The organism is Enterobacter sp. RHBSTW-00994 (assembly GCF_013782625.1).
Classification (GTDB): domain Bacteria; phylum Pseudomonadota; class Gammaproteobacteria; order Enterobacterales; family Enterobacteriaceae; genus Enterobacter.
In genome coordinates, this window is the sequence record NZ_CP056199.1 from 1,423,943 (window position 1) to 1,450,794 (window position 26,852).

Annotated in this window: 25 protein-coding genes; 9 read left to right on the top strand and 16 right to left on the bottom strand. The window is 50.8% G+C overall.

Annotated elements, in window-relative coordinates; translation table 11 throughout:
• Positions 1 to 35 precede the first annotated feature (35 nt).
• Both rhlE and dinG read left to right on the top strand, forming a co-directional pair.
• Positions 36 to 1,433 (top strand): ATP-dependent RNA helicase RhlE, encoded by a 1,398-nt coding sequence (rhlE, locus tag HV346_RS06725; protein ID WP_181622757.1) that lies wholly within the window; start codon positions 36 to 38, stop codon positions 1,431 to 1,433.
• Positions 1,434 to 1,528: 95 nt separating this feature from the next.
• Positions 1,529 to 3,706 (top strand): ATP-dependent DNA helicase DinG, encoded by a 2,178-nt coding sequence (gene dinG / locus HV346_RS06730; RefSeq protein ID WP_181622758.1) that lies wholly within the window; start codon positions 1,529 to 1,531, stop codon positions 3,704 to 3,706.
• On the opposite strand, the gene HV346_RS06735 is transcribed toward dinG, so the two are convergent.
• From HV346_RS06735 to HV346_RS06755, 5 genes are all read right to left on the bottom strand, one after another.
• Positions 3,693 to 4,193 carry a fimbrial protein gene (locus tag HV346_RS06735; RefSeq protein WP_181622759.1) on the bottom strand — a complete coding sequence of 167 codons (501 nt, stop codon included), beginning with the start codon at positions 4,191 to 4,193 and terminating at the stop codon, positions 3,693 to 3,695. The genes dinG and HV346_RS06735 overlap by 14 nt on opposite strands.
• Positions 4,190 to 5,176: a fimbrial protein gene (locus HV346_RS06740; RefSeq protein ID WP_181622760.1), complete on the bottom strand. Its 987-nt coding sequence runs from the start codon at positions 5,174 to 5,176 to the stop codon at positions 4,190 to 4,192. Before HV346_RS06740 ends, HV346_RS06735 begins: the two co-directional genes overlap by 4 nt.
• 22 nt (positions 5,177 to 5,198) lie before the next feature.
• The gene (locus tag HV346_RS06745) at positions 5,199 to 7,742 is read right to left on the bottom strand and encodes a fimbria/pilus outer membrane usher protein (RefSeq protein WP_181622761.1); all 2,544 of its coding nucleotides are present in this window, start codon (positions 7,740 to 7,742) and stop codon (positions 5,199 to 5,201) included.
• Between the two features lie 30 nt (positions 7,743 to 7,772).
• Positions 7,773 to 8,447 (bottom strand): molecular chaperone, encoded by a 675-nt coding sequence (locus HV346_RS06750; RefSeq protein ID WP_181622762.1) that lies wholly within the window; start codon positions 8,445 to 8,447, stop codon positions 7,773 to 7,775.
• Between the two features lie 69 nt (positions 8,448 to 8,516).
• On the bottom strand, positions 8,517 to 9,053 hold the full coding sequence (locus tag HV346_RS06755) for a fimbrial protein (RefSeq protein WP_181622763.1): 537 nt from the start codon (positions 9,051 to 9,053) through the stop codon (positions 8,517 to 8,519).
• Positions 9,054 to 9,327: 274 nt separating this feature from the next.
• Between HV346_RS06755 and ybiB the strand changes: the two genes are divergently transcribed.
• Positions 9,328 to 10,290: a DNA-binding protein YbiB gene (ybiB, locus tag HV346_RS06760; protein WP_181622764.1), complete on the top strand. Its 963-nt coding sequence runs from the start codon at positions 9,328 to 9,330 to the stop codon at positions 10,288 to 10,290.
• 117 nt (positions 10,291 to 10,407) lie between these two features.
• On the opposite strand, the gene ybiJ is transcribed toward ybiB, so the two are convergent.
• The 3 genes from ybiJ to mcbA all read right to left on the bottom strand — a co-directional run bounded on the left by ybiJ (position 10,408) and on the right by mcbA (position 11,617).
• Complete coding sequence (gene ybiJ, locus HV346_RS06765; protein ID WP_181622765.1) at positions 10,408 to 10,668, bottom strand: DUF1471 family protein YbiJ; 261 nt, start codon at positions 10,666 to 10,668, stop codon at positions 10,408 to 10,410.
• A 285-nt stretch (positions 10,669 to 10,953) separates the two neighbouring features.
• Positions 10,954 to 11,220 carry a DksA/TraR family C4-type zinc finger protein gene (locus tag HV346_RS06770; RefSeq protein WP_181622766.1) on the bottom strand — a complete coding sequence of 89 codons (267 nt, stop codon included), beginning with the start codon at positions 11,218 to 11,220 and terminating at the stop codon, positions 10,954 to 10,956.
• 130 nt (positions 11,221 to 11,350) lie between these two features.
• Positions 11,351 to 11,617, bottom strand: coding sequence for a DUF1471 family periplasmic protein McbA (gene mcbA / locus HV346_RS06775; RefSeq protein ID WP_181622767.1), 267 nt, complete (start codon positions 11,615 to 11,617; stop codon positions 11,351 to 11,353).
• A 243-nt stretch (positions 11,618 to 11,860) separates the two neighbouring features.
• Here mcbA and rlmF point away from each other — a divergent pair, with 243 nt between their 5' ends.
• Positions 11,861 to 12,778 (top strand): 23S rRNA (adenine(1618)-N(6))-methyltransferase RlmF, encoded by a 918-nt coding sequence (gene rlmF / locus HV346_RS06780; protein ID WP_181622768.1) that lies wholly within the window; start codon positions 11,861 to 11,863, stop codon positions 12,776 to 12,778.
• A 33-nt stretch (positions 12,779 to 12,811) separates the two neighbouring features.
• Here the strand turns inward: rlmF and ybiO are convergent, their stop codons facing one another.
• The 6 genes from ybiO to rhtA form a co-directional block, all read right to left on the bottom strand.
• Positions 12,812 to 15,025: a mechanosensitive channel protein gene (ybiO, locus tag HV346_RS06785; protein WP_181622769.1), complete on the bottom strand. Its 2,214-nt coding sequence runs from the start codon at positions 15,023 to 15,025 to the stop codon at positions 12,812 to 12,814.
• Positions 15,026 to 15,160: 135 nt separating this feature from the next.
• On the bottom strand, positions 15,161 to 15,883 hold the full coding sequence (glnQ, locus tag HV346_RS06790; protein ID WP_181622770.1) for a glutamine ABC transporter ATP-binding protein GlnQ: 723 nt from the start codon (positions 15,881 to 15,883) through the stop codon (positions 15,161 to 15,163).
• Positions 15,880 to 16,539, bottom strand: coding sequence for a glutamine ABC transporter permease GlnP (gene glnP / locus HV346_RS06795; protein ID WP_181622771.1), 660 nt, complete (start codon positions 16,537 to 16,539; stop codon positions 15,880 to 15,882). The genes glnQ and glnP overlap by 4 nt, the downstream gene beginning before the upstream one ends.
• 86 nt (positions 16,540 to 16,625) lie before the next feature.
• Positions 16,626 to 17,369, bottom strand: coding sequence for a glutamine ABC transporter substrate-binding protein GlnH (glnH, locus tag HV346_RS06800; protein ID WP_013097464.1), 744 nt, complete (start codon positions 17,367 to 17,369; stop codon positions 16,626 to 16,628).
• A gap of 361 nt (positions 17,370 to 17,730) precedes the next feature.
• Positions 17,731 to 18,234, bottom strand: a complete 504-nt coding sequence (gene dps / locus HV346_RS06805) for a DNA starvation/stationary phase protection protein Dps (RefSeq protein ID WP_181622772.1) — start codon at positions 18,232 to 18,234, stop codon at positions 17,731 to 17,733.
• Between the two features lie 301 nt (positions 18,235 to 18,535).
• Positions 18,536 to 19,423, bottom strand: a complete 888-nt coding sequence (gene rhtA / locus HV346_RS06810; protein ID WP_181622773.1) for a threonine/homoserine exporter RhtA — start codon at positions 19,421 to 19,423, stop codon at positions 18,536 to 18,538.
• 354 nt (positions 19,424 to 19,777) lie between these two features.
• On the opposite strand from rhtA, the gene ompX reads away from it, so the two are divergent.
• Positions 19,778 to 20,296: an outer membrane protein OmpX gene (ompX, locus tag HV346_RS06815; RefSeq protein ID WP_181622774.1), complete on the top strand. Its 519-nt coding sequence runs from the start codon at positions 19,778 to 19,780 to the stop codon at positions 20,294 to 20,296.
• A 134-nt stretch (positions 20,297 to 20,430) separates the two neighbouring features.
• Here the strand turns inward: ompX and HV346_RS06820 are convergent, their stop codons facing one another.
• Positions 20,431 to 22,014: a phosphoethanolamine transferase gene (locus tag HV346_RS06820; RefSeq protein WP_181622775.1), complete on the bottom strand. Its 1,584-nt coding sequence runs from the start codon at positions 22,012 to 22,014 to the stop codon at positions 20,431 to 20,433.
• A 279-nt stretch (positions 22,015 to 22,293) separates the two neighbouring features.
• The gene (gene mntS / locus HV346_RS06825; RefSeq protein ID WP_181622776.1) at positions 22,294 to 22,422 is read right to left on the bottom strand and encodes a manganase accumulation protein MntS; all 129 of its coding nucleotides are present in this window, start codon (positions 22,420 to 22,422) and stop codon (positions 22,294 to 22,296) included.
• Between the two features lie 182 nt (positions 22,423 to 22,604).
• Between mntS and mntR the strand changes: the two genes are divergently transcribed.
• The 4 genes from mntR to HV346_RS06845 all read left to right on the top strand — a co-directional run bounded on the left by mntR (position 22,605) and on the right by HV346_RS06845 (position 26,851).
• Positions 22,605 to 23,078 carry a manganese-binding transcriptional regulator MntR gene (gene mntR, locus HV346_RS06830; RefSeq protein WP_181622777.1) on the top strand — a complete coding sequence of 158 codons (474 nt, stop codon included), beginning with the start codon at positions 22,605 to 22,607 and terminating at the stop codon, positions 23,076 to 23,078.
• Positions 23,075 to 24,175, top strand: a complete 1,101-nt coding sequence (locus HV346_RS06835; protein ID WP_181622778.1) for an anion transporter — start codon at positions 23,075 to 23,077, stop codon at positions 24,173 to 24,175. The genes mntR and HV346_RS06835 overlap by 4 nt, the downstream gene beginning before the upstream one ends.
• Before the next feature lie 102 nt (positions 24,176 to 24,277).
• The gene (locus tag HV346_RS06840) at positions 24,278 to 25,315 is read left to right on the top strand and encodes an aldo/keto reductase (protein WP_181622779.1); all 1,038 of its coding nucleotides are present in this window, start codon (positions 24,278 to 24,280) and stop codon (positions 25,313 to 25,315) included.
• A 159-nt stretch (positions 25,316 to 25,474) separates the two neighbouring features.
• Entirely contained in the window at positions 25,475 to 26,851 is a 1,377-nt protein-coding gene (locus HV346_RS06845) for a glycoside hydrolase family 1 protein (protein WP_181622780.1), read from the top strand.
• Position 26,852: the final 1 nt, after the last annotated feature.

The window sequence follows — 26,852 nt, forward strand, 5'->3', positions numbered from 1 at the left end:
TACACCTGTGATGGTCGGGGCGGTTCGGAGTTTTTATGTCTTTTGATTCCCTTGGCCTGAACCCGGAAATTCTGCGTGCTGTTGCAGAGCAGGGCTACCTTGAGCCAACCCCAATTCAGCAACAGGCGATCCCTGCTGTGCTGGAAGGGCGCGATCTGATGGCCAGTGCGCAGACCGGCACAGGCAAAACAGCGGGCTTTACGCTGCCGCTGCTACAGCTTCTGGTACAAAACCAGCCCCATGCGAAAGGCCGTCGTCCAGTACGTGCTCTGATCCTCACGCCAACGCGTGAACTGGCGGCACAGATTGGTGAGAACGTGCGTGAGTACAGCCGCTATCTCAACATCCGTTCGCTGGTGGTCTTTGGTGGTGTCAGCATTAATCCGCAGATGATGAAACTGCGCGGCGGTGTGGACGTGCTGGTGGCAACACCGGGCCGTCTGCTCGATCTGGAACATCAGAACGCTGTTAAGCTTGATGGCATTGAAATTCTGGTGCTGGATGAAGCTGACCGTATGCTGGATATGGGCTTTATCCACGATATCCGCCGTGTACTGGCTAAACTGCCGGCACGTCGTCAGAACCTGCTGTTCTCCGCAACCTTCTCTGATGAGATCAAAGCGCTTGCGGAAAAGCTGCTGCACAACCCGCTGGAAATCGAAGTGGCGCGTCGCAACACGGCGTCTGAGCAGGTCACCCAGCATGTCCACTTTGTGGACAAAAAACGCAAGCGGGAACTGCTCTCTCAGATGATCGGCCAGGGCAACTGGCAGCAAGTGCTGGTCTTTACCCGCACCAAGCACGGTGCTAACCACCTTGCGGAACAGCTGAATAAAGACGGTATTCGCAGTGCAGCGATCCATGGCAATAAGAGCCAGGGGGCGCGTACACGTGCGTTGGCTGATTTTAAATCCGGCGATATTCGTGTGCTGGTGGCAACGGATATCGCTGCTCGCGGGCTGGATATTGAAGAATTGCCGCACGTAGTGAACTACGAGCTGCCAAACGTTCCGGAAGACTATGTCCACCGCATTGGCCGTACTGGCCGTGCTGCGGCAACGGGTGAAGCGCTCTCTCTGGTCTGTGTCGATGAACACAAGCTTCTGCGGGATATCGAACGCCTGCTGAAGAAAGAGATCCCACGCATCGCCGTTGAAGGTTATGAGGTCGACCCGTCTATCCAGGCTGAGCCGATTCAGAATGGCCGTCAGTCACGGGGTGGCGGTGGTGGTCGTGGACAGGGTGGCGGTGGTCGCGGTCAACAGCAGCCACGTCGCACTGAAGGCGGTGCGCCTAAAGCGTCAGGGAAGCCTCCGCGTCGTACGGGTGATGCCAAACCTGCGGGTGAAAATCCGTGGCGCAGCGGTGAAGCGAAACCTGCCGGTGAAGGGCAACGTCGACGTCGCCCACGCAAGCCTGCAAGCGCACAGTAATCAGGAAGCCCGGCCGTAAAGCCGGGCTTTTTTTTGCGACAAGGAACAGAAAGTGCCACAATAGTGGCTGTTTATACAGTATTTCAGGTTTCCCGATGGCTTTAACCGCTGCGCTAAAAGCGCAAATTGCCGCCTGGTATAAGGCGCTGCAACAGCAGATCCCCGACTTTATCCCCCGAGCGCCGCAGCGTCAGATGATCGCTGATGTGGCAAAAACGCTTGCCGGGGATGATGGCCGGCATCTGGCAATTGAAGCGCCGACAGGCGTTGGGAAAACCCTTTCGTATCTGATCCCCGGTATCGCCATCGCCCGTGAAGAGCAGAAAACGCTGGTGGTCAGTACCGCCAACGTGGCCCTACAGGATCAAATCTACAGCAAAGATTTGCCGTTATTGCGAAAACTCATTCCTGACCTGCGCTTTACCGCGGCCTTTGGGCGTGGGCGCTACGTATGTCCCCGCAATCTCGCGGCGCTCTCCAGCAGTGAACCCACACAACAGGATCTGCTGGCATTTCTGGATGATGACTTAACACCGAATAACAAAGCCGAGCAGGATCTTTGCGCGAAGCTGAAAACCGATCTCGACAGCTACAAATGGGATGGCCTGCGTGACCATACGGACAAGGCCATCAGCGATGAGTTATGGCGCAGGCTCAGCACCGATAAAGCGAGTTGTCTGAACCGTAACTGCCATTACTATCGCGAGTGCCCCTTCTTTGTTGCGCGGCGTGAAATTCAGGAGGCGGAAGTGGTTGTCGCCAACCATGCGCTGGTGATGGCGGCGCTGGAAAGTGAGTCTGTCCTGCCGGAGCCAAAACACTTACTGCTGGTGCTGGATGAAGGACATCATTTGCCGGATGTCGCGCGTGATGCGCTGGAAATGAGTGCCGAGATCACCGCGCCGTGGTTTCGACTGCAACTGGATCTGTTTTGCAAACTGGTGGCGACCTGCATGGATCAATTTCGCCCTAAAACCACACCGCCGCTGGCGAATCCTGAACGGCTGAGTGAGCATTGTGAAGAGGTATACAGCCTCATCGCATCCCTGAACAACATCCTGAACCTTTATCTTCCCGCGACGCAGGAGGCCGAACACCGTTTTGCGATGGGGGAACTTCCGGATGAGGTTATGGAGATTTGCCAGCAACTGGCGAAGCATCTCGAAAAATTGCGCGGGCTGGCCGATCTCTTCTTAAGCGATCTGAGTGAGAAAACAGGCTCGCATGATGTGGTGCGCTTGCATCGTATCTTGTTACAGATGAACCGCGCGCTGGGCATGTTTGAGTCTCAGAGTAAGCTGTGGCGACTGGCGTCGATGGCGCAGGCATCTGGTGCGCCAGTGACCAAATGGGCGACCCGTGAAACGAAAGACGGGCAGATGCATCTCTTTTTCCACTGTGTCGGTATTCGTGTGAGCGACCAACTGGAAAAGCTGATCTGGCGTCGCGTGCCGCATGTGGTGGTGACATCGGCCACGTTGCGTTCATTGAACAGCTTTTCCCGTTTGCAGGAAATGAGCGGATTAAAAGAGAAGGCGGGCGATCGGTTTGTCTCTCTCGACTCACCGTTTAACCATTGCGAGCAGGGTAAGCTGGTGATCCCGCGCATGACGTATGAGCCACTTATGGAAAACGAAGAGCGACACATTGCTGAGATGGCGGCGTACTTCCGTGAACAACTGGAAAGCAAAAAATACCCCGGCATGCTGGTGCTGTTTGCCAGCCAGCGCGCAATGCAGCTGTTTTTAACCTTTGTGACCGACCTGCGTTTGCTGCTGTTGGTTCAGGGCGATCAGCCGCGCTATCGGCTGGTAGAACTGCACCGCCAGCGTATTGATAACGGAGAACGCAGCGTGCTGGTGGGGCTGCAATCTTTTGCCGAAGGTCTGGATCTGAAAGGGGATTACCTGACTCAGGTACATATCCATAAAATCGCGTTTCCGCCTATCGACAGCCCGGTGGTGATCACCGAAGGCGAATGGCTGAAAAGTCTCAATCGTTACCCGTTTGAAGTGCAAAGCCTGCCCGCCGCGTCGTTTAATTTAATTCAGCAAGTCGGGCGCTTGATCCGTAGCCACGGTTGTTGGGGGGAGATTGTTATCTATGATAAACGCCTTCTGACCAAAAACTACGGTCAGCGGTTGCTGAATGCGCTGCCTGTGTTCCCGATCGAACAACCTGATGTTCCTGCGGTAAAAAAACGCCCGGTAAACATGCTTGCCGGGCGTAAAAAAAACGTCCGTGCGAAGGGGCGTGGTCCTACTGGTAAATAAACGTCACTTGTACCACGCTGTTGAACGTCCCTGCCGTAACGGGCAGGGACGTGGCGTAGTAACGTGCCGCCAGAGGGAAATCTGCCGTGTGATCACTCTGATTGACGAGTACGCTGAAACTTGCCTGGGGGGCAATCGTAATCCGATCCTGGCGATCGGCTAGCTCCAGTGCCAGACCGCCGGCAGAGCCAGTATTGGCAAATTTGGTGGGGTGAACGCTATCCGCCTGTCCTCTGAAGGTCGCCGTGGCGAGCGTGGTCGTGGGCGGGCATTTCGAAAGTGTCAGTTCAACGTTCTTCCATTCTCCGGTGTCCCCCACGTCCCTGAAATCGCTCGATGCCGCCTGCCCTAAATCAACGGTCATATTCTGGCTAGTGCTATCTACCGAGCAGGTATTTGCCAGGATATTGCCTTGCATGTTGAGCAGGATTGCATCTGCATGTGCCTGACCCATCAGCATGAGCAGAAGTAGAATATATTTCCTCATTTGTACCCCAGTGTGATGGTGGCAATGCTGTTGGCTGTGCCTGGCGTGACATCCGGCGAGATTTGTTCATAGGCAACTTCGAAAGGGATCGCCAGCGTCTGATTTGCTTGCGCCACGGCAGCCGTGTCCCTGTAGGTTCCAAACTCCGGGGCCTCACCGTCAAACAGCATGCGAATTCCTACCCCGGTTGCAACACCGCTTTCCGGCGTCAGTTTAATCACGCCGGCAAAGCTGCTTTCATAGCCATTGGCGCTGGTTATCATGACCTGAGGCTGGACGGTATCTGTACACGTCACGTTGACGTCGAAAAGATTCTCGCGCGTTAACGTGCCTGTTCCTGTGAAATCACTCACCGGAAAGTCGCCCAAAACGATAGTGAGATTTTTGGGTGAAACTGAGCAGGTCACTTCGTTGAAATTAATGTTCCCGGCGTACGAGATATTATTGGGATTACCTATCCCCTCATGACCAAACACACCAATACCAAACCGGGTTTGCGCCTGTACCAGCGTGCCGGATGTGACATCGCTGCTGGTCTTCACCAGCTCCAGTGTGACATCAAAGCTGAACGATAACTGACCGTCATCAGAAACATAGCCTATGGGATAATTGCGTGAGTCACACTGTGTGCCACCGGCCCCGCTGATGCGCTGCCCCTTATCATTTTTCAGCGCAACGCCAATGCCGGGTACACCGGAATCATAAACTCCCCTGAGTCCAGAGACTTCTGAACCTGTTCCGTAGTAACAGGAGACGATCTCCAGGCCGCTGTCTCCACTCTGATCACAATTTCCAGCCACATGCACGGTTTGTTCTGAGCCGGGTATGGTGGCGCCAATGGGCAGTGTACTGGAGACGGAAACCGAGGCCACGTTAATCATCGCGGGCATATTCGGGCTGGTACAGGTCGCTTTTGCATGTGGCATAAACAGTGCAGTAACGGCCAGAACAAGAAAGAAAAAACATGGTTTTGCTATCTGCATAATGTTGAACCTGAAGGGTGAATCAATGGCACTGCGCAGCAGTGTTAATGATGTTGGTTTTATCGGTCTCATCCGCCAGGGCGTAACGTACCGTGCAGTGTTCATCGGCTTCCTGGCCCCAGGAGACGGTCAGCTGACCACGTTGCGCCAGGCCGGAGAGATAGGTCTGCCCATCATTACCCACGATGAATTCACTGTCTTTATCATCGGTGGTGACCGTTGCGCCAAAAGGCAGTGGTTTGCCGTTTCGCGTGAGCGTCATTAAGGCACGTCGTCCTGTTCGGGTGTTAAAGCTGGCGCGGACCACTGCACCACGGGTTGGCGTAACGACCTGTGCCGCATGGGTGATATCGGCGTCATCGGGCAGGGTTTCGGTATCCAGTGAGAGGGTGTTGTGCCGGTACGCAGTGACGAAGGGAACGACAGTGTACCCACGAAAATCCGTTTCCACGCCGGTCTGGTTAGTGATATGCGTTCCGTGTGTCCCCGGTGCTTTGACCAGTGCAATGGTTTCGCCCAGTGGCTGGCTGAGTGTGATGCCATTAGCGTGAGCAACCACGCCCCCCTGGAGGCCGAGGTTTACTGACTGCTGATAGCTGTCCTGGCTGAGTCCACCGCTGACTTCACCGTATGTGGATTTATAATCAGCATTCATGCTGGTTGAATGGCTGCTCCCCGTGGTACTGAGCCCTTCCTGAACATTCCAGTTCAGATTGTCATCCTCTAGTGCAGTACCGTTGAGCCCGATATTTTGCGTTGTCCCGTCCTGGTTGTTGTTCAGGTTGTAGGTTGCCCAGGTGTTATGCATCCAGTGATCCAGCGGAACAGAAACGCTCAGGGCAAACAGATTGTCGTTACTGACGGCGTTGCCGTCCTCATCACTGTCATTGGTATTCTTATTCATGCTGTAGCTCAGGCTGTAGCTGATACTGTGCCAGCTATTGTTGTAGCTCACACTCATGGAGGTCATATTCTGGCTTTGACTCCAGTAGCGTTCTTTAACCAGGCTGAGTGTGAAAGAGCCCCAACCTTCACCGAGCGTCTGGTCGATAGAGGCTTCGGTGCGCACACGGCGTTGCTGCGGGGCTGACCAGTCGCTGGAGTGGGTGTAAGACTCCATGGTGTCTTCGAGTGTGTAAAAACCTTTGCTGTTATAGCGATAGCCTGCCAGCGAGAAATTCGTCCCTGTTTGCGCAAAATCTTTGCTGTAGCGCGCACGCCAGGACTGACCTTTGCTGGCTTTTTGTTTTTTGAGCTGTGCTTTTGCCCGGGTCACATCAATCGAAAAAGCCCCAAGGCTGCCGATGTTTTTTCCTGTTCCGATCGCGTACGACTGGTAATGGGGGCTTTGCTGCATACCGTCATAAGCAGTAAGACCATAGGGTAAGCCATAGATCGCACTCCCCTGAGCAAAGGGCGTTTTTTCGACATCACTGTCGTAAGAGCGGTAGTGTCCTGCGGTTACGCTGTACTTAAGGTGTTTTTCGCGTTGCAGGACCGGAACGGAAGCATAGGGAACGGTAAAATGGCGCTCGCTTCCGTCAGTCTCTTTAACCGTGACCTGAAGATCGCCGCTGCTACCCGTAGGATAAAGATCGTTAATCTCAAATGCCCCAGGTGCGACCGTATTCTGGTAAATGACGTAACCATTCTGACGGACAACAACCAGTGCATTGCTGTGCGCTGTGCCACGGATAATAGGGGCATATCCTTTTTCGCTGTCTGGCAGCATATCGCTGTCGGAATGAAGCTCTACGCCAGTATAAGGAACGCTATCGAAGACGTCGGCAGGGGAACTGCTTTGCCCGACCGTCAGGCTACTTTTCATGGCGATAATATCGCGCTGGGCATAGGTATAAACGGAAGAGAATTTATGCTGCTCAGTATGGCCTGTTGTGCTGCGATTCCAGGTGGAATAATTGCGCAAGCGCCATGCACCTATATTCAGGCCCGGACGCAGGTTCACATACTGGCTACTGGTATCTTCCGTCCCTTGCTGGCGAGCGTGGTTCTGGCTGGCTGTTGCACTGTAGTTGAGCAAACCAGCAGTGATCCCTTCATCATATTCTTTCGCATCAATGTAGCCGCGAGGAACCTGGCCCAGAGCGGACTGTGGAATACTCAATAATAGCTGCTGGTTTCTGACGCGAAAGGTGGCCGATGCTGCAGGTATAACACTTAAATCTGCACATTTCCCAGCCGATATGATCTGGGGGAATTTTTGCGTTTTAATGCCCAGGCTTTTTAAATTATCAAGACTAAAGCAGGGCTGGAGTGAATTATGACCGTGTGAATTCTGTTGTAACCTGAAGGTCACGTCACGGGTGTCAATTTTATTATTATTAATAAAAATAGTGACCTGATATGTCCCTGGTGCTTGCCCTGGTCCCGTTTCATAAATGCTAAGATCGGTTTTACTCTGCTGCGGGTTATCAACATCCAGTAATGCCGGGTTAAAATAATCATCAGCCCATACATGTTGCGCAAAAACCGCGATGACAAGGCCACATAATATAGCCAGAAAAGCGGGTAATGAGCAGGTGAAGGGCTTTTTATTACTGTACATGATGATATAAAACGCCTGCGCATCGCTTTTTTAATGAATGGATTTGGACCAGGTATGGCTGATGCTGCCGTAGTCAGTAATAATTGACCAAGTAACGGTTTTGCCACTGATGCTGGCAGGCAATGCAAAATGGGTTTCGGTTTCAGGTTCGGCCCAGGTCGCTTTATCCACTTTTTTGCCGTTTAACTGCACTGTCTGGAAATTCATGTAGAAAGGTGTAGGGTTATGAACAATCAGTTCATTACCTTCGCGATGCCATTCCAGTTTATCTGCCACCTCTTCTGGTTTTCCTTTTACTGTTGAAGGGCGATATAACAACTTAATGCGCGTATTAACGGCGATTTGTAACGTATTTGAGCCTTCGGTATGCAGTGAAGACGGAATGGCTTTGATATTTAACCAGAACAATGATTCACGATCTTCGGGTAAATTCCCACCCGTGCGCACAACACGCAAAACGTTATCTTCTTTACCGTCTAAGCGAAAGAGAGGCGGCGTAATCAGAAAGGGGGCTTTGGCCTGATTTTTTCCGCCAGCATCTACCCATGATTGCACCAGGTAGTCTGTTGTATCTGGGTTTGAAAGCCCGATAGAGGATTCTTTTTTTCCGCCCTGATAAACCAGACGAGTACCATTAATAATGACACCAGCGTGGGCTGTTGCTGCAATCAGAAAAAGAGCACTGAATAAATAACGATGGCGCATAGTGATGTCTCAACACAGAGAAGAGAGAGTCGCCATGATGAGATGGCGACTCTCTCCGGGTGAATATGATCAGTTATAGATGACAGTAAACGTTGATACGGAATTAGCAGGGCCAGCCGTTATTGTCGATTTTGTTTGAATATAGCGAGCACCAAATGTCAGATCGTTTACCGTAGTTCCTGACGTTAACGGGTACTGGCTGGAAGGGGTATACAAACTGACGGGTTGGTCCGCAGAGTCGAGCAACTGAATAGCCACACCTGTTGCTGCACCTGCATCGGGTGTTAATGCGAGTGTTGTATTATTGTCAGTATCTGGCGTACCACCAAAATTAATTGCAGCAGATGTCACGGTTTCCGGGCAGTCTTTTAATTGAATATCAAACTTAGTTAATGTGCTGGTGGAGCCTGCACCGGTAAACACAGTTTTGGATACCTTTCCTAATTCAACATTCAATGGACTACTCAAACCATTTACGACCTGGCAAGCGGAATCGATAATCTCTCCGGTGAAGTTAATCTGGCCTTCACCATTTGTTGCTGCAAATACGGATGCGGAGCATCCTATTGCGGCAGCGATAAATATACTTAACGCAACCTTATTCATAGTTAATCCTGTTGTTTTCCTTTCACTTAAGATTTTTCGCGATAACCGCAAATAACACACCACTCTTTTCCGTTTGTTATTTAATCAGAATTATCATCGGCAGAAACCTGTAGGGTGATGTACTAATAATTAAATAAAGACTTGTAAAAATTTTCTTTTTTCAAAACAGGGAATTGTAGATGTGGTCATTGAGAAGGTGAGGGTACACAAAAAACTATCGGCGGCGGCTTCTTCAGGGCTATATTGTTAACAAGATGTCGCAAGGAGAAATGTCGTGGATTATCGCAAAATTATCAAAGAGGTAGGGCGCGGGAAAAACCACGCGCGTGATCTTGACCATGAAACTGCACGCACGCTGTATACCCATATGCTGAATGGCGATGTACCAGAGCTGGAGATGGGCGGGATCCTGATTGCGCTGCGCATTAAAGGTGAAGGCGAAGCGGAGATGCGCGGGTTTTATGATGCCATGCAGGCGCAAACACTGCGCTTAACGCCGCCAGTGGCAAAGCCGATGCCGATTGTGATTCCAACTTACAATGGGGCGCGAAAACAGGCGAACCTGACGCCGCTGCTGGCCATTCTGTTGCATAAAATCGGATTTCCGGTTGTGGTGCATGGCGTAAGTGAAGATCCAACACGTGTCCTCACGGAAACAATTTTTGAGTTACTGGGTATCATGCCAACGTACCATGCGGGTCAGGCTCAGGCCAAACTGGATGGACATCAACCCGTCTATATTCCGGTCAGCGCGTTATGCCCGCCGCTTGAAAAACAACTGGATATGCGCTGGCGCATGGGGGTGCGGAACAGTGCTCATACGCTGGCAAAACTGGCGACACCTTTTGCTGAAGATGCTGCACTCCGCCTTTCCAGCGTTTCGCATCCTGAGTATGTCACCCGCGTGGCAAACTTCTTTGACAGTACGGGGGGCAGGGCGTTGCTGATGCATGGGACAGAAGGTGAGGTCTATGCCAACCCGCAACGATGTCCGCAACTCATGCTGATTGATTCGACTGGAACACGCGCCTTACTGGAACGTGGTGAAGAGAATATGAATGTGGCATTGCCGCTGGCAAAAGATCCACAAACAACTGCGCACTGGATTGAACAATGCCTTGCCGGAAGCCAGCCTGTTCCACATTCGATCAAACTTCAGATGGCTTGCTGCCTGGTGGCAACCGGTGAGGCTGATACGGTGGAAGCCGGGTTGCGCCGTGTGGAGCAGTCATTTTAGGCAAAAAAAAGCCCGTCCAGTGGCGGACGGGCAAGCAAGGGTAACAACAACAGGGTCAATGAGGGTTGGAGCATCTCGCCAGAGGGTATAGCGAGGGTGGAGCAGAATGTCGTTCGGTTATTTGTAGATAACCGCAGTACCGCTAAGTTTGTTGTTGGTGTTAGCGGAAGTGATGGTGTAGCCGCTAGCACCTGCAGCGGATGCTTTCTCTGCCAGTTTAGCTTCCAGGCCATCCAGCGTGGTTGCGCCTTCTGCGCTCACAACACCGATTTTATTGAGAGTCTGAGCCTGAGCATTAGTCACAGGTTCTGCAGCGAATGCGCCGAAAGACAGAGCAGACAGGGCAACAGCAGCAACAGCATATTTGATGGTTTTCATAGTTAATCTCTCGCAGGTTATTCTGTTAATGGGACGATGTTCCGTCGATGTGATAAGTATCACGTTTTTTTGCGAGAGATAAAATCGAAGAGAATTGACGTCGTTGCTCAAAAAAATTGAATGACAAATAAGTTATTGAATATTAATAAATTCAGGATATCGATTTACACTTCTTGTCGCTGCGCTTTACAGAGCCGTTGAGAAGGGCACATTTTGCTACGCGACTGGTATAAAATCGTGAGCGTAAAGGAAACCGCTTGCGCGGTTAACTTAGGTAAAGGAAAGTCAACGTAGCTGGCTATCTTTAGATCCTCTGCGATTATATCCTGCATGTGTTTTATTTTTTGAATCTTTATTCTGCTGGCATGCAATGCATAACCTGACACCAGGAATGGCTTTACGTCGTGCCTCGGGAATGGGCTCTCCACATTCTTCGCACTCATGCAAACTTTCACCGTGTGGTAATTCGCCACGCGCACGCGCAACAGCATCTTCAATCGTACTGTTGATCTGTTCATTTACAGCGTCGTCATTGGCCCAACCTGATGCCATTTTGTGCTCCTGAAAGACGTTTCGATCTCATAACAAGGATATGGGGTTAAAAATTGTACAGTCAAGGTGGGGGAGAAAAGAGAACTGCATCTGGTGAACAGATGCAGCGAGGTGACGGGGAAGAAGGGGGTTATTTGTAAATGGTTGCCGTGCCGTACATGTGGTTATCGCCGCTAGCGGAATTCACCACGAATCCTTTTGCGCCTTCCTGACGTGCTTTTTCAGCCAGTTTGGCCTGCAAATCGTCAAGGTTGCTCGCGCCACTGGCCGAGACAGTGCCAGCAGCGCGTAGCTGACTGGTATCGGTGTTATCTGTCAGTGACTGAACTGACCAGGCAGAAAATGACGCTGTGGCCAGTGCACCAGCGATGACAACAAGGGTCAGGTATTTCTTCATAATCACATCCTCATCGGGGAACAACGGGTGATTCCTTCTTAGTTTAGAAGCTGTGGGAGTGTGATTTGGCGCAAATATTTGATGATGATCTGCTTATTTTTTGAACGATATATACTTACAAAATATTGACAAATCATAGACATACAGGTTGTTGATTTTCGGTGGATTATTGCAGATGAAAGAGAGTTATTTACCGTAACAGCAGCAGAGGGTATCTTACGCCGCTGTTAAAAGGAGAATGCCATGACTGCCCAAAAGCCGGGATTGCACCCGCGTAACCGCCACCGTAGCCGCTACGACATGAATGCGTTGTGCGAAAGCTATCCTCAATTACAGGATTACATCGTACAGACGCCTGCTGGTGAGCCGTCGGTTAACTTTGCTGACCCGCTGGCGGTCAAAGCACTCAATAAAGCCCTGCTGGCCCATTTTTACGGTGTTGCGCACTGGGACATTCCCGAGGGCTTTCTGTGCCCGCCAGTGCCAGGGCGCGCTGACTACGTACACCATCTCGCCGATTTGCTGGCGGAAGATCATGCCGGTGTTATCCCACAGCAGGCGACCATCCTGGATATTGGGACCGGCGCGAACCTGATTTATCCTTTGATTGGCGTCCATGAGTACGGCTGGCGCTTCACCGGTAGTGAAATTGGGGCTGAGGCATTCTCCAGTGCACAGGCTATCATCAACGGTAATGCCGGATTGACGCGCGCGATCCGCCTGCGCAGACAAAAAGAGGCATCGGCGATTTTCACTGGCATCATTCATAAAAATGAATTCTATGACGCCACTCTGTGTAACCCACCGTTCCATGACTCAGCGGCAGCCGCGCGTGCAGGTAGCGAGCGCAAACGTCGTAATCTGGGTCAGGCGCAAGATGCCGCTCTGAACTTTGGTGGTCAGCAGCAAGAGCTGTGGTGCGAAGGTGGCGAAGTAGCGTTTATTGAGAAGATGATTGCTGAAAGTAAACAGTTTGGTCGTCAGGTTAAATGGTTCACCACGCTGGTGTCTCGTGGAGATAACCTGCCACCACTTTACCGCGCCTTAACCGAAGTCGGAGCAGTGAAGGTGGTGAAAAAAGAGATGGCGCAAGGGCAGAAACAGAGCCGCTTTATCGCCTGGTCATTCATGGATGATGCAAAACGCCGCAAACCGCTGTAACCGATAATCGGCCGGGCAGTGTTGCCCGGTCGCCTATATTGTCGGCTCTTGTGGCGGGAGCGGAGCGACAGGTGAAGGTAATACCTGGTACGTTTGCACAGGCATGCGTATCTGTGCCAGGTCAAAATGCTTTTTCACCATACTGTCGAGCGCAAACCGTACCGTCCATTGTTTAAGCGGTTGCGTGGTGAACGACACCCGCAAGGTAAAGGCGGTGTTGGTCAGCCCGACGATACCAGCGAATGACGGCTCACCAATCACCAGGCCGCGAATCTCTTCCATTTCCATTAACTCTTCTACCGCCGCCTTCAGGGCCTGCTTCGCTTTATCAGCGTCTTCATGTCGATCCACATCGTAATTCGCCACCACGGAGCCAATGCCACGTACAAAATTGGCAAAAGTGGTAATCGATGACCACGGAATGATGTGATACGCCCCGGTATCCTGCCGTACCCCGACAGAGCGGATGGACATCCGTTCCACTGTGCCGGTTAATGGCCCAATGGTGACCAGATCCCCTGTATTCATTCCGTTTTCAAACTGGATAAAAATACCGGTGATAATGTCTTTGACCAGGGTTTGTGAACCAAACGAGATTGCCAGCCCAAGTGCACCAGCCCCTGCCAGCAGAGGGGCGATATTCACCCCGATTTCGGATAACACAATCATGATCGTAATGGTGCTGATGATGACCGCCAACGCATTGCGAAACAGCGTCAGGAGTGTGCGTGCCCGCGCACTGGGAAGTGGCCTGCCATGGATATCCGATACCAGTCGGTTTTCTATCAGGCTTGCCAACACAGTCCAGCCGATGGCGGAGAAGAACAGGATCAGTGCGATACGAATCAGGATATCGACAGTCTTTTCACCTGCACCGTTATGCAGCCAGTTCCAGAAATCAAACAGTCCCCATGCATTCAGAAGCAGCATGACAGCGATACAAACGGTGAGAATACGGGCCACTTTCAGCGATACGGACACCCAGCCGTTGACCCGTTTTTGCAGTTCAGGATAGTTACGCTGAACCTGAGCTGACAGGGTAATGGTTTTTGAAATCCAGCGAGACAACAGACCAGAAATGAACGCTGCGATGCCAATAATAGCCAGGCTTTTAAACGTCGCCCCCATCATGAATTTCAGGCTATTGCCCGGATCAAACAGGGAGAAGAAGCACAGAACGATAAAGTAAGCGCTCGCCAGCCAGTGCCACACCAGCGCAAACGCGCGAATGAAAAGGCTAAAGAAGGAGAGTGAACGGTCGGCCAAATGTAGCAAGCTCTGGGTGATGGCCCTTTTATTATGAAAGATGAGGTACAGCGACCAGACGGTGATGCAAAGCATGATCAGAACATTGGCCAGCGCGCCAAACTGGACATTCACCTGGTTGGAGGTGATGGGGACGGCGACCAACAACCCATAGCCAATTAATCCACTTAATACGCTCAGGCGAACGGCCCAGTATTTGGCGCTTTCATCCTGGATGGCGAAGGGGCGTAGCTCTGGCACGCGCGGGCAAAAAATTAACCGCAGCAGCGCTTTGAAAAACTCAATCAGGGCAAAAGCATTCAGGAACAGCGCCTGCTGAAAGGCGATGGTTTTACTGCCCGCGTTAAGGCTGTCGCTGGCGATCTGCCCGACAAACAGAGTGAGTGCCAGCAGCAGTAAATCAATGATGAATGCCCCGGCAATCATGAGCGGTAAATGAAACCAGCTACTTCTCTCGCGATTTTTCTTGCGTCCCCACAGGCCCATTTTGCGATAAAGCGGCCATGCACACAGGCGTGCTAACCAGTAAAAGGCAAATACGATCGCGGCGAGCATCAAAAAATGGCTTACCGCAGTCATAAAGGTTTGCGAGTTAAAGGGCTTGTGGGGAGAGCCAATCAGGTTGCGGTAGAGTTGGGCGAATCGGGAGGAGAGGGCATCACCATAGTGACGGCTGACATCGGTAACATTCTCCAGAACCGTTTTTTGTTCTTGTACGAGAGGCGGCGTAATAACAGGAACGGGTTCCTGTGGCGGTGTGGCTGCGACTTTACGCAACTGTCCAATTAACTCCTGACGGGAGGTATCATTTTCCAGAACGTCTGCCAGCGCGCTATAGGCGGCTTTTTTTTGCTCAACATTTGGTTCCGGAGCCGGTGTGGTTTGCTGCGTAGCTGCAGTTCCGCTGGTGACGCCGGGGATCGTAACGGCGAGCGTAGAGGAGCAAAACAGGCTCAGTAACAGCAACAGGATCCACGGCACGGCGTCCTCCGGTAAAAATGTTGAGCAAAATGATAAGTATAGAGCTCAGGACGCGAAGGGAGATTTTTGGGAACAATCTGGCAAAAAAAACCGGGTAGCGCTCAACGCTGACCCGGCTTTGTTTTTGCGAATTTCTCAGGAGACGTGCTGCAGGAACTCCTGCAAACGCTGGCTCGGCGGATTGGCGATCAGTGCCTGAGGGTCGCCATCTTCAGCGATGCGGCCTTTATCAATGAAAATCAGGCGAGAAGCCACTTTCTCAGCAAAGCCGATTTCGTGGGTGACGATGACCATTGTCATCCCTTCTTCCGCCAGATCCTGCATGACTTTCAGCACCTCGTGGCGCAACTCGGGATCGAGTGCTGAGGTTGGTTCATCAAACAGCATCATTTTAGGTTTGACTGCGAGCGCACGGGCGATTGCCACACGTTGCTGTTGACCACCTGAAAGCTCTGAAGGGTAGTGATGCGCACGTTCTGCCAGACCGACTTTTGCCAGCAGATCTTTCGCCAGTGCTTCCGCCGCTGCTTTACTTGCGCCACGTACGCGCAGTGGCCCAAACATCACGTTTTCCAGCGCCGTGAGGTGCGGGAACAGATAAAACTGCTGGAACACCATGCCAGCTTCCTGACGAATCAGACGGTCATCAACTTTCGGGTCGTTCACTTTCAGGCCATCGACAATCAGATCGCCACTGGTGATCTCTTCCAGCTTGTTGATGCAGCGCAGCAGGGTAGATTTACCGGATCCGGATGGCCCGATAATAACCACGACTTCACCTTGCTTAATGTCTAAATCGATATTGTGCAGCACCTGGGTTGGTCCAAAGTGCTTGGAAACGTTTTTAAATTCAATCACAGGATTTTCATCCTTCTTTCAAGACGACGCAGAATAAAGCTCAGAACCAGAGTGATAATCAGGTAGACAACGGCTACCGCACTCCAGATTTCCAGTGCACGGAAGTTGCCTGCAATGATCTCCTGGCCCTGACGGGTCAGCTCAGCAACACCGATAACGATAAACAGCGACGTATCTTTAATACTGATGATCCATTGGTTACCCAGCGGCGGCAGCATACGGCGCAGCGCCAACGGCAGAATAACGTGGCGAATAGTTTCGCGGCGGGAAAGACCCAATGCCAGGCCTGCCTCACTGAAACCTTTATGAATCGACAACACTGCACCACGCGTGATTTCCGCAATGTATGCACCCGAGTTGATCATAATAGTGACAACAGCTGCACTGAACGGATCGATGCGCAGGTCGTTAAAGGCCATAGGCAGGGCAAAGTAAATGAACATAACCTGGACGACAATCGGCGTTCCGCGGATCACTTCAATGAAGACCAGTGCGATGTGGTTTGCAATCCAGCCACCGTAGGTGCGAGCGAAACCAGCCACGAGGCCGATAATCAACCCGCCAACCAGACCGAGGACCGAAATCCACAGGGTCATTTTGGCGCCTTCAAGCAAGATAGGAATGGCAGGCCAGATGGCGCTCCAGTCAAACTGCATGATAATTTCCTGTTACTGTTACCGTGGTTCAAAAATAGCAGGGGCGAAAGGTCGCCCCTGAGTGTTCTTCTTTTTTTTAAGAATAGTTATTTAGGTTCTGTACCGAACCATTTTTTGTAAATTTCGTTGTACGTGCCATTCTCTTTCAGGGTTTTCAGCGCGCCGTTCACTTTGGTACGCAGGTCGTCGCTGCCTTTCGGGAAAGCGATTCCGTACTGCTGGGCTTCCAGAGACTCACCCACCGCTTTGAACTTGCCGTTGCCTGCTGTTTTGATGAAGTACAGGATGTTTGGCGTATCGTGCAGAACCGCGTCAGCACGGTTAGTGCCGAGTTCCATATAGGCATTATCGATGTTCGGGAACTGACGTAGGTCTTTGGTTTTGATATTTGCTTTTGCGTAATCAACGGAACCCGTACCGCTCTTCACAGCAACCACTTTACCATCGAGATCTTTAACGCTTTTCACGTCGTTGTTGTCAGCTTTCACCATCACCAGCAGGCCGCTTTTGTAGTAGCCGTCAGAGAAGTCGATCGCTTTTTTACGTTCGTCGGTAATGGTGATACCCGCGAGTGCCAGGTCAACGTTTTTGGTTTGCAGTGCCGGAATGATGCCGCTGAAGTCCATTGGCTTCAGGGTGTAGTCCAGTTTGAGTTCTTTTGCGATAGCCGCCCACAGATCCACGTCAAAACCAACGTACTTGTCGCCCTGCTTGAATTCAAACGGAACGAACGCAGTGTCAGTTGCCACAACAAGTTTGTCGGCAGCCTGAGAAGACACCGCAAAAGCCAGGGTAAGTGCAGCCAGTGAAACTTTTAATACAGACTTCATAGCATTTCCTTTTATATCCACGGGGCGATCCCCTGCGAGAACGATTGGTATCATGAAAAAATCGTGCCAACTTTACAACCTGTTGTTTTGCAAAGGGGATGGTGTCACATATTGCACAATAAATGTGGCAAAGATGCTGAATTGCACCAATGTGAAGCACCATTTTGGTGCATTGCATTTAGGGCAGGTAGCAGGGGGCTATTTAGCGCATATTCTGGCGAAAAAACAATCTTCCGTTAACGGTTGTGTGAGGTGATTATTACATTTCATTCACTTTTGCAGCGAGGGGGAGAAAAACATGCACCATAAATGTGCAAAACCCCCGCCAGAGGGCGAGGGTTTGATAGTAAATTCGTATGGATTACTCAATGTTAGATTCGATAAACCACAGGAATTTGTCCAGGTCGCGAGAAGCTGCTGTAAAGATATCAGCCGTGTCTTCATCCTTCGCTTCACTCACCGCCTTGCGAACGTCGTTAGCGACGATGGCATAGCGATCCGCCAGCTCTTTCAGGTGATCCTGTACGGTATGGATATCCAGCGGGTAGCTTTTCAGCGGGGTTTTGCTATTGATCACCTGCGTTGTACCGAGCGCAACGCCCCCGAGTTGTACCGCACGTTCTGCCATGGTATCGAGGTGGTCGGTGAGCGCGGTACGGAAGCCATCCAGCATTTCATGTACAGCGATAAAGTTTGCACCACGCATGTTCCAGTGGGCCTGTTTGGTGATCAGTGACAGGTCAATGAACTGGACAACCTGGCGATTCAGCAACTCGATCGTCGCTTTTTTATCGCTATCTGATACATCGTTACGGGTATAAAGCAGATTAGACGCTTTCGTTTTTACCAATTTAGCGGTACTCATAATCTCATATCCTCTTGATGTTAGTGTCCCAGGTAATTAACGAAAATGAGTATAGCACCAGACTTGAGGTATGTGGTTTTGGTGCTGCCTATCAGTTTAATAGTAAGAAGTGAGTTGAAGTGTTTATTTAAATAAAAACAATAAGTTAGTTAATTTTTATTAACGTGTGGAACATTTTGTTTATGCTGCGTGAACGTACGGTTTTTATTTTAAAATAATAACAGAAGTGTTAGTAAATAATACGTGATCTCATTATGGCCTCTATTCTGCATGGCAAATTTGCCATGCAGAATCATGCGCATCAATTTATATCTATTTTTTCAACTTTACTTTCGCGCCGCAGAGTGAGCGTCGACCCCATCGATGCGGCGATAATCGAACAGAGTGCCAGCGTCTGAGTGAATGTCAGGGTTTCACCCAGAAAGACCATACCTGAGATAGCCGCCAGTGCAGGTTCCATGCTCATTAGCGTACCAAAAATACGTGTGGGCAGGCGGGTCAGGGCAATCATCTCCAGAGAATAGGGAAGTGCTGTTGACAGAATGGCGACAGCTATTCCGATCGGCATGACTGACCATTGCCAGATAGATGCAGTAGCCTGCGCCATTCCGAGTGGCACAAAAATAATGGCAGCAATTAATGAACCCAGCGCCACTGTTGCCGGGCCGTGTTCTTCTCCGGCTCGCTGACCTGAGAGGATATAGATGGCCCAGCACGCCCCAGCACCCAACGCGAGTGCAGCGCCGGTCAGGTCAATTTGCGAGACATCCTGACCCAGTGGCAGCAGGAACCATAATCCCAGAACGGCCAGAACCACCCAGATAAAGTCCACCGGACGACGAGACGAAAAAAGAGCAACGGCCAACGGGCCGGTGAATTCAAGCGCAACGGCGATCCCAAGCGGTATGGTCTGTATAGAGAGGTAGAACATATAGTTCATCGCTCCCAATGACAGCCCGTAGAAAAGCAGAGGCAAACGCTGCTCTTTCTTAAAGCGGAGCCGCCACGGTTTAAAGATGACCACGAGTATCAGTGTACCAAGGGCAATACGCAGCGCTGTGACGCCCGGAGCTCCAACAAGCGGAAAGAGTGATTTCGCAAGCGATGCGCCGCTCTGGATGGACAACATGGCGATGAGTATTACAGCGATCGGCAACCAGACCGATGCTTTGCGGGGTAACCCTGGCATCCTTTCTCCTGTCAATTTATGTCAAATGAAGTAAAAGCCGCAGTGTAATAGAAATATGCTGCAACGGTTGAGACTACGTTGAAAAAAAAACGTGTGAAATCCGTAAAATGGTTAAGCGTTGATGGATTTATCAGCTGTCAGATTAGGAATAATCTGGATGAATGTAGCGACAAGGGCGCGCAGTATTAGCGTTTTGAAGTGGGAATTCTATGTTATTTGAAGGAGATAGCTTCTTCTGGAAATGTTCTGTTACAGGAAAGGCTCCTTTAGACATTACGAATCACAAAGAGTTTCACAAGAATTTTTGATATATTTAAAACTTACGGATTTACTTGAAGCACATTTGAGGTGGTTATGAAAAAAATTGCATGTCTTTCAGCACTGGCCGCTGTTCTGGCTGTTTCCGCAGGTACTGCTGTAGCTGCTACTTCTACCGTTACCGGTGGTTACGCTCAGAGCGATATGCAGGGCGTGATGAACAAAGCTAACGGTTTCAACCTGAAATACCGCTACGAGCAGGACAACAGCCCGCTGGGTGTGATCGGTTCCTTTACCTACACTGAAAAAGACCGTTTCGACGACAGCGCTTACAATAAAAGCCAGTACTACGGTATCACCGCAGGTCCAGCTTACCGTCTGAACGACTGGGCAAGCATCTACGGTGTTGTTGGTGTGGGTTACGGTAAATTCCAGCAGACTGAAAACGAATCTGCTAACCGCACTGCAAGCACCAGCGACTACGGCTTCTCCTACGGCGCAGGCCTGCAGTTCAACCCAATTGAAAACGTTGCTTTGGACTTCTCCTATGAGCAGAGCCGTATCCGCAACGTTGACGTTGGCACCTGGATCGCGGGTGTAGGTTACCGCTTCTAATCACTCCGGTGAGCCAGTAAAAAATCCGCCCAATGTGGCGGATTTTTTTATGTCTGTAAAAGTAAAATGGCAACCCGAAGGTTGCCGTTTTATAGTATTTGTCCCCTCGCAGGAGAAGGGACAGGCTGCACAAATCAGCGACTTTTTATATCGAAGATATCCGTGCCCAGGTGGTTATAGTCAACTTTCTGTAACTTAAAATTGGTAACGTAAACTGGCGGGGCTTTTTGCCCGGAGATAAAACGATAATCGTTAGGGATTTGCGTGGCGGAAATCCCCGTCCACTGTGAGAAGAAGCTCAAAAAATCGTTCGCAGAGCGACGTGCTTTAACAATACGATGGGCTTTATCATCACTGGAGAGCACCATAAAGGGAACCTGGAAGTTCTGCTGGAATTTGTCATCGTGCGCCAGGTATTGAACCTCTTTTCCGCGTTCCTTAAATGCCAGCCCGTGGTCAGAAAAATAGACCATCGAGAAACTGTCACCGGTATTACGCAACTGGTCATACAGCTTACTTAGCAGATCGTCCGTCTGCGTCATGCTGTAGAGGTAGCATGACGTCTCCTTCGATTGAACGAATTCGTTGTATTTCCCCTGAGTACGATCGCAAGCCTGTGGATGTGAGCCCATTAAATGCAGAACGATCAGTTGTGGCTGCGTGTGCTGCGTGGCAAAAACCTGGGCTGTCATTTTCAGCAGAGCTTCGTCTTTGGTGTTTTTATCGGCTTCAAAATCACCATTCTTCAGGAACTGAACCTCATCAGCACGTTTTGCAATGCTGGCGATAGCGGTATCATATTCGCCAATTTGGCCTTGGTTCGAGAACCACCACGTCTGGAAACCTGCACGGTTTGCCAGCGTGACAAAGTTATCCTGATATTGCGGTTTATTATCAACTACCCGGTTTAACGTTAATCCCAGCGATTTTTGCGTGGAACCACTGGCCGCAATGTAATCGGTAAACAGGTAACCATTCACCGAGCTGGCAAAGGGTGTGTTATCCCAGTGGCCACCAAATGCACCCAGCGCATCACGGCGAGCGCTTTCACCAATGACCACCACGTATGTGTGATACTTCGGTTTAACGGCCAGTACGTTCCAGGTGTCCTTCATTTGCGACAGTTCTGCCATTCGCGACTGTTCATCGAGAACTTCCTGGTTATTGACCACGACATCTTTTACAAAGCGGAACACTGGATAGCCGGTATCCTTGAACTTAAATACGCCACCCCAGGCAAGATTTTGAACCGGCGTGACAAAAAAGGTTGCCACGCTAAACACCAGGCACAGGCTCTCAACTTTTCCCCATGCTTTTTTCTCTTCCGGTTTACGACGAACGGCGATGACGCCGAGTGCAAAAATGAAAAGACCTACTACGTAGCTGTACCACGGGAAGATGGTCAGAATTTCCGTCGACTCTTCCATGTTGGTGGAATGCAGCGCCAGCAGGGTATTAAAGTTTGGCGAGCCATAGGCCTGGCCAAAAGGAAAATAAAGTGCCGCGATCAGCGAACAGATCCCTACCACTATCTTCTGCACTCGGGGTGTGCCACGCCACAGCAAATGGAGTACGCACGTAAAGGCGACGGCGTACAGCAGGCTAAAGGGATAACCAAGTGCAAAGTTAATCAGCAGTGATTGCAGAAAATAGAATCCCGTCCACGGGCTTAAGGCCCGGCTGCGGGTAACAAGTGTTTCTTTCAGGGTTAAATTCATAGGTCACTATCATAAAAACGCCATGTGCTAACCCTGGCGTCGAGGGTCAAAACCTGCCTGACAGTGCGTGGAGAGGGAATGAGGGTCCGCTTCAGCGAGCCGCAAATTGTGCAGGGCTGCAAGAAGATAGTGCGAGCGATAAATAAGATCAACAGTTGCTAAGCAGATGTTTTGCGAAGGGGATTACAAATCCGTAAAAAAGATCGGGAAATTTGAGGTAAACGCGCAGTTTGCACGAGAATTGTGACGAAAAAATGAAGCGGCGTACCGCGACGCCGCTTAGTGGGATGGTTTATCGTTCTGCTGTGGTTTGTTGCCAAACATATCGCACAGCATATTCAACAGCATTAAGCGTACTTTAAAGGGAGAGTGAGTAAACACGTTCATGCACCTCTTGAATTCGTTCATATGACCTCCTGATTTTTGATCCCTTCGATCCGTGAAGGATGACTGCATTACATACAGATATAGCACAGGCTATATTGTATAGCTACGGCTATTTCGTTAATTTTTTGTGCTTGTTCCGCGATGGTTTACAATGGCGCTCTCGTTATACGGCGCTGGAAGCGTCACCCCATTGAGGAAGCACAATGAACCGTCGCGCAGGTAAGCCAACAAATAAAAAAACGACGCAACTGGTTAATGTTGAAGAGCATGTCGAAGGATTTCGTCAGGTCAGGGAAGCACACCGTCGTGAACTGATTGATGACTACGTTGAGCTGATTTCCGACTTGATTCGTGAAGTCGGGGAAGCACGGCAGGTTGATATGGCAGCACGTTTGGGTGTTTCGCAGCCAACAGTCGCTAAGATGTTAAAGCGTCTGGCTTCTGTTGGTCTAATCGAGATGATCCCCTGGAGAGGTGTATTTTTAACGCCAGAGGGTGAGAAGCTGGCGCACGCGAGTCGTGAGCGTCATCAGATAGTCGAAAACTTTTTACTGGTGTTGGGCGTAAGCCAGGAGATTGCGCGTCGGGATGCGGAAGGGATGGAACATCATGTGAGCGAAGAGACGCTGGTGAAGTTCCGTGAATTTACCCTTAAGTATGGGCCTTCTGTTGAATGAGTATCCCAGGACTGCGGGCACTTGCCCGCGATCGTTTTTTCCATCTTTTATTACTCATTGGTGCAGGATTAAGTTTCTTTGTTCCGTTTGCACCTGACACCTGGCCTGCTGCTATCGACTGGCGGACGATAATTACCCTCAGCGGGTTAATGATGCTGACCAAAGGTGTGGAGCTCAGTGGCTATTTTGATGTACTGGGACGTAAAACTGTCCGCCGTTTTGCCACTGAGCGCAAGCTGGCGTTGTTCATGGTATTGTCAGCCGCACTGCTGTCGACATTCCTGACCAACGATGTGGCGCTGTTCATTGTTGTCCCGCTCACTCTCACGCTACGTAAGCTTTGTGCCATTCCGGTCACGCGGCTGATCATCTTTGAAGCTCTGGCCGTGAACGCCGGGTCACTCTTAACGCCCATTGGAAATCCGCAGAATATTTTGCTCTGGGGCCGCTCTGGCCTATCGTTCGCCGCATTTACCTGGCAGATGATGCCGCTGGCACTGGCGGTCATGGCCTCACTGCTGCTGGTCTGCTGGTTTGCGTTTCCGGCTAAAAAACTGCAGTACCATAGCAGTAATACAGCCCCACAGTGGCAGCCGCGTCTGGTGTGGAGTTGTCTGGCACTGTATATCGTTTTCCTCACGGCACTGGAGATGAAACAAGAGCTGGCGGGCGTTCTACTGGTTGCGTGTGGGTTTTTGTTCCTCGCAAGTCGCGTCCTGGTCAGCGTCGACTGGACGCTGTTGCTGGTGTTTATGGCGATGTTTATCGATGTGCATCTGCTGATTCAGTTGCCTGCATTACAAAACGCCCTGCATAGTGTTACGGGCCTGTCGCAAACCGGTCTGTGGTTGACGGCAATGGGCTTGTCGCAGTTTATCAGCAATGTTCCCGCAACCATTTTACTGCTTAATTATGTGCCTGCTTCGACCTTGCTGGCCTGGGCGGTTAACGTCGGCGGATTTGGCCTTCTGCCGGGTTCGCTGGCAAATCTGATTGCCCTGCGTATGGCCAACGATCGTCGCATCTGGTGGCGTTTTCATCTGTGGTCGCTGCCCATGCTGGTCTGGGCCGCGTTGATTGGCTTCCTGCTACTTTAGAGAAATGGGCAAGAAATAGACAGAAACGCCACATTCGCAATGAGGGGCGGGAAGGTATAACTCTTCCTGTACCCATCGAACGAACATTGCGAGGAGCGTTGTATGCGTTATCAAAAACTGGGCAATACCGGTCTGTTTGTTTCTGAGTTGTGCCTTGGCACGATGACTTTTGGTGGTGAAGGCGGCATGTGGGGAAAAATAGGCCAGTTGCAGCAGCGTGAGGCTGACCAACTGGTGGGCCGTGCGCTGGATGCTGGCATTAACTTTATCGATACCGCAAACGTCTACTCGGAGGGCCGCTCTGAGGAGATCACGGGTCAGGCGCTGAAAAATCTCCATATCCCGCGTGAAAATGTTGTGGTTGCGACCAAAGTATTTGGTGAAACAGGGACGGCTGGGGTGAACTCACGCGGCAGTTCGCGTTTCCACATCATGAACAGCGTCAAAGAGAGCTTGCGTCGTTTACAGCTCGATCATATCGATCTCTACCAGTTACATGGTTTTGACCCAGCCACTCCCATCGAGGAGACGCTGTACGCTCTGGATAATCTGGTCCAGCAGGGTCATGTGCGTTATATCGGTGTGTCGAACTGGGCAGCCTGGCAAATCATGAAGGCGCTGGGGATTGCCGAGCGCCTGGGTCTGTCCCGTTTTGCGTCGCTGCAAGCCTATTACACCATTGCCGGGCGTGATCTGGAGCGCGAACTGGTTCCGATGATGCAAAGTGAAGGCGTTGGGTTGATGGTCTGGAGCCCGTTAGCTGGAGGGCTGTTGAGCGGTAAATATGGCCGTGATGGTCAGAGTGAAGCCGGCGGGCGTCGTCTGGAGTTTGATTTCCCGCCTGTGGAGAAAGATCGTGCATTCGATGCGGTTGATGTGATGCGTATGATTGCTGACCGTAAAGGTGTGTCGGTGGCGCAAATCGCGCTCGCATGGCTGCTGCATCAAAAAGTGGTCACCAGCGTCATCATTGGCGCAAAACGCCCGGAACAACTCGATGACAACATTGCAGCAACCACCGTTTGTCTAAGCGAAGAAGAGCTAAAACAACTTGATACGGTTAGTGCTCTGCCGCGTGAATATCCAGGCTGGATGCTGGAACGCCAGGGCGAGTATCGTCGCAACCAGCTCGCGCAGTAGTCATTTTATAACGTGCTTTCAGGCCGGGTCCGCATAGCGGATCCGGCTTTTTTATTTAATACGGCTCACAAAAAACGATCCTTTCTTTTGCCTGGTTTTTCATTCTTGTCTATATGACTAGTCATAATATTTAAATGACTAGTCATATAGGGAGAGACCATGAATCAATCACTGCCAGCTAATTTCTTGTGGGGAAATTCAGTTTCCAGCATGCAGACGGAAGGGGCGTGGAATGAAGGCGGAAAGGGAATGTCGGTGTATGACATTCGCGAGGCCGCTGAGAATACCTCTGACTGGAAAGTGGCGACAGACTCGTACCATCGTTATAGGGAAGATTTCGATTTGATGCAGGATCTGGGCATGAATTGCTACCGTTTCCAGATCGCATGGAGCCGCGTTTGCCCTCAGGGTGATGGCGAGTTCAATGACGAAGGGATCGCGTTTTACGATCGTTTTATTAACGATCTGATTGCCCGTGGCATTGAGCCCATGATTTGTCTCTATCATTTTGACATGCCACTGGCGTTGGCACAGGAATACAACGGTTTTAACGATCGCCGTGTGATGGCGGCGTTTATCCGCTACGGCAAAAAGATGATCGACTGCTACGGCGACCGCGTGAAGTACTGGCTGACCTTCAACGAGCAGAACATTTTCCATATGCCGGAAGCCTTCAGGATCTCCGGCTATATGAAAGGGGAGAAAACCCTGCGCGAGTTGTATGAGCTTCAGCACCACACGATGGTGGCGCATATGGCATTGACCGAGTACTTGCATCAGACCAGACCGGGGCAGTTAATGGGCGGTATGCTGGCACATCAACTGGTTTACCCGGCAACCTGCAAACCGCGCGATATTTTTTGTGCACAACAGTACGACGAATTCCTCAACCAGAACCTGCTGCGCGTTTTTGCAGGCCAGGGCTACAGCCCGGCGGTCATGGCGGTGGTAGAACAGCTTGGCTTTAGTGATATCTATCGTGCTGAAGATCTGGCTCTGCTGGCAAGAACCAAAAACGATTACATGGCATTCAGTTACTACGCCAGTAAAACCCTCGACAGCGATGCTATCCCTGACGGGACGCCGGTGAACGATTACCTGCTTTATGGCGATAAAAATAATCCCTACCTGAAAGCAACAGAGTGGAACTGGCAAATTGATCCTCTTGGTTTTCGCACCATTATCACGCGCTATTACAACGACTGGCGCATGCCGGTATTCCCGATTGAAAACGGTATTGGGGTGATTGAATCATGGGATGGGATTCACCCGATCGAGGACGATTACCGTATCGATTATCACCGTAAGCACCTTGAGGCGATGCAGGCCGCGATGTTTGAAGATGGCGCGCAGGTTATTGGCTACCTTGGCTGGGGGTTGATCGACATTCTCAGTTCGCAGGGGGATATGCGTAAACGTTACGGCGTGGTCTATGTGAACCGCGAAAACCATGATCTGAAAGACCTTAAACGCGTGCCGAAAAAGAGTTATGCGTGGTTAAAACAGGTTATCCATACCAACGGACGCGAGATGTAAG

Coding starts and splice junctions, on each gene's coding strand:
- dps (WP_181622772.1), bottom strand. CDS start 18,234: ATGAGTACCGCTAAATTGGTAAAAACGAAAGCGTCTAATCTGCTTTAT.
- rhtA (WP_181622773.1), bottom strand. CDS start 19,423: ATGCCAGGGTTACCCCGCAAAGCATCGGTCTGGTTGCCGATCGCTGTA.
- HV346_RS06845 (WP_181622780.1), top strand. CDS start 25,475: ATGAATCAATCACTGCCAGCTAATTTCTTGTGGGGAAATTCAGTTTCC.
- HV346_RS06735 (WP_181622759.1), bottom strand. CDS start 4,193: ATGAGGAAATATATTCTACTTCTGCTCATGCTGATGGGTCAGGCACAT.
- HV346_RS06820 (WP_181622775.1), bottom strand. CDS start 22,014: ATGAATTTAACCCTGAAAGAAACACTTGTTACCCGCAGCCGGGCCTTA.
- ompX (WP_181622774.1), top strand. CDS start 19,778: ATGAAAAAAATTGCATGTCTTTCAGCACTGGCCGCTGTTCTGGCTGTT.
- HV346_RS06740 (WP_181622760.1), bottom strand. CDS start 5,176: ATGCAGATAGCAAAACCATGTTTTTTCTTTCTTGTTCTGGCCGTTACT.
- dinG (WP_181622758.1), top strand. CDS start 1,529: ATGGCTTTAACCGCTGCGCTAAAAGCGCAAATTGCCGCCTGGTATAAG.
- HV346_RS06750 (WP_181622762.1), bottom strand. CDS start 8,447: ATGCGCCATCGTTATTTATTCAGTGCTCTTTTTCTGATTGCAGCAACA.
- mntS (WP_181622776.1), bottom strand. CDS start 22,422: ATGAACGAATTCAAGAGGTGCATGAACGTGTTTACTCACTCTCCCTTT.
- HV346_RS06770 (WP_181622766.1), bottom strand. CDS start 11,220: ATGGCATCAGGTTGGGCCAATGACGACGCTGTAAATGAACAGATCAAC.
- glnH (WP_013097464.1), bottom strand. CDS start 17,369: ATGAAGTCTGTATTAAAAGTTTCACTGGCTGCACTTACCCTGGCTTTT.
- HV346_RS06745 (WP_181622761.1), bottom strand. CDS start 7,742: ATGTACAGTAATAAAAAGCCCTTCACCTGCTCATTACCCGCTTTTCTG.
- ybiJ (WP_181622765.1), bottom strand. CDS start 10,668: ATGAAAACCATCAAATATGCTGTTGCTGCTGTTGCCCTGTCTGCTCTG.
- HV346_RS06755 (WP_181622763.1), bottom strand. CDS start 9,053: ATGAATAAGGTTGCGTTAAGTATATTTATCGCTGCCGCAATAGGATGC.
- HV346_RS06840 (WP_181622779.1), top strand. CDS start 24,278: ATGCGTTATCAAAAACTGGGCAATACCGGTCTGTTTGTTTCTGAGTTG.
- mcbA (WP_181622767.1), bottom strand. CDS start 11,617: ATGAAGAAATACCTGACCCTTGTTGTCATCGCTGGTGCACTGGCCACA.
- mntR (WP_181622777.1), top strand. CDS start 22,605: ATGAACCGTCGCGCAGGTAAGCCAACAAATAAAAAAACGACGCAACTG.
- glnP (WP_181622771.1), bottom strand. CDS start 16,539: ATGCAGTTTGACTGGAGCGCCATCTGGCCTGCCATTCCTATCTTGCTT.
- rhlE (WP_181622757.1), top strand. CDS start 36: ATGTCTTTTGATTCCCTTGGCCTGAACCCGGAAATTCTGCGTGCTGTT.
- rlmF (WP_181622768.1), top strand. CDS start 11,861: ATGACTGCCCAAAAGCCGGGATTGCACCCGCGTAACCGCCACCGTAGC.
- HV346_RS06835 (WP_181622778.1), top strand. CDS start 23,075: ATGAGTATCCCAGGACTGCGGGCACTTGCCCGCGATCGTTTTTTCCAT.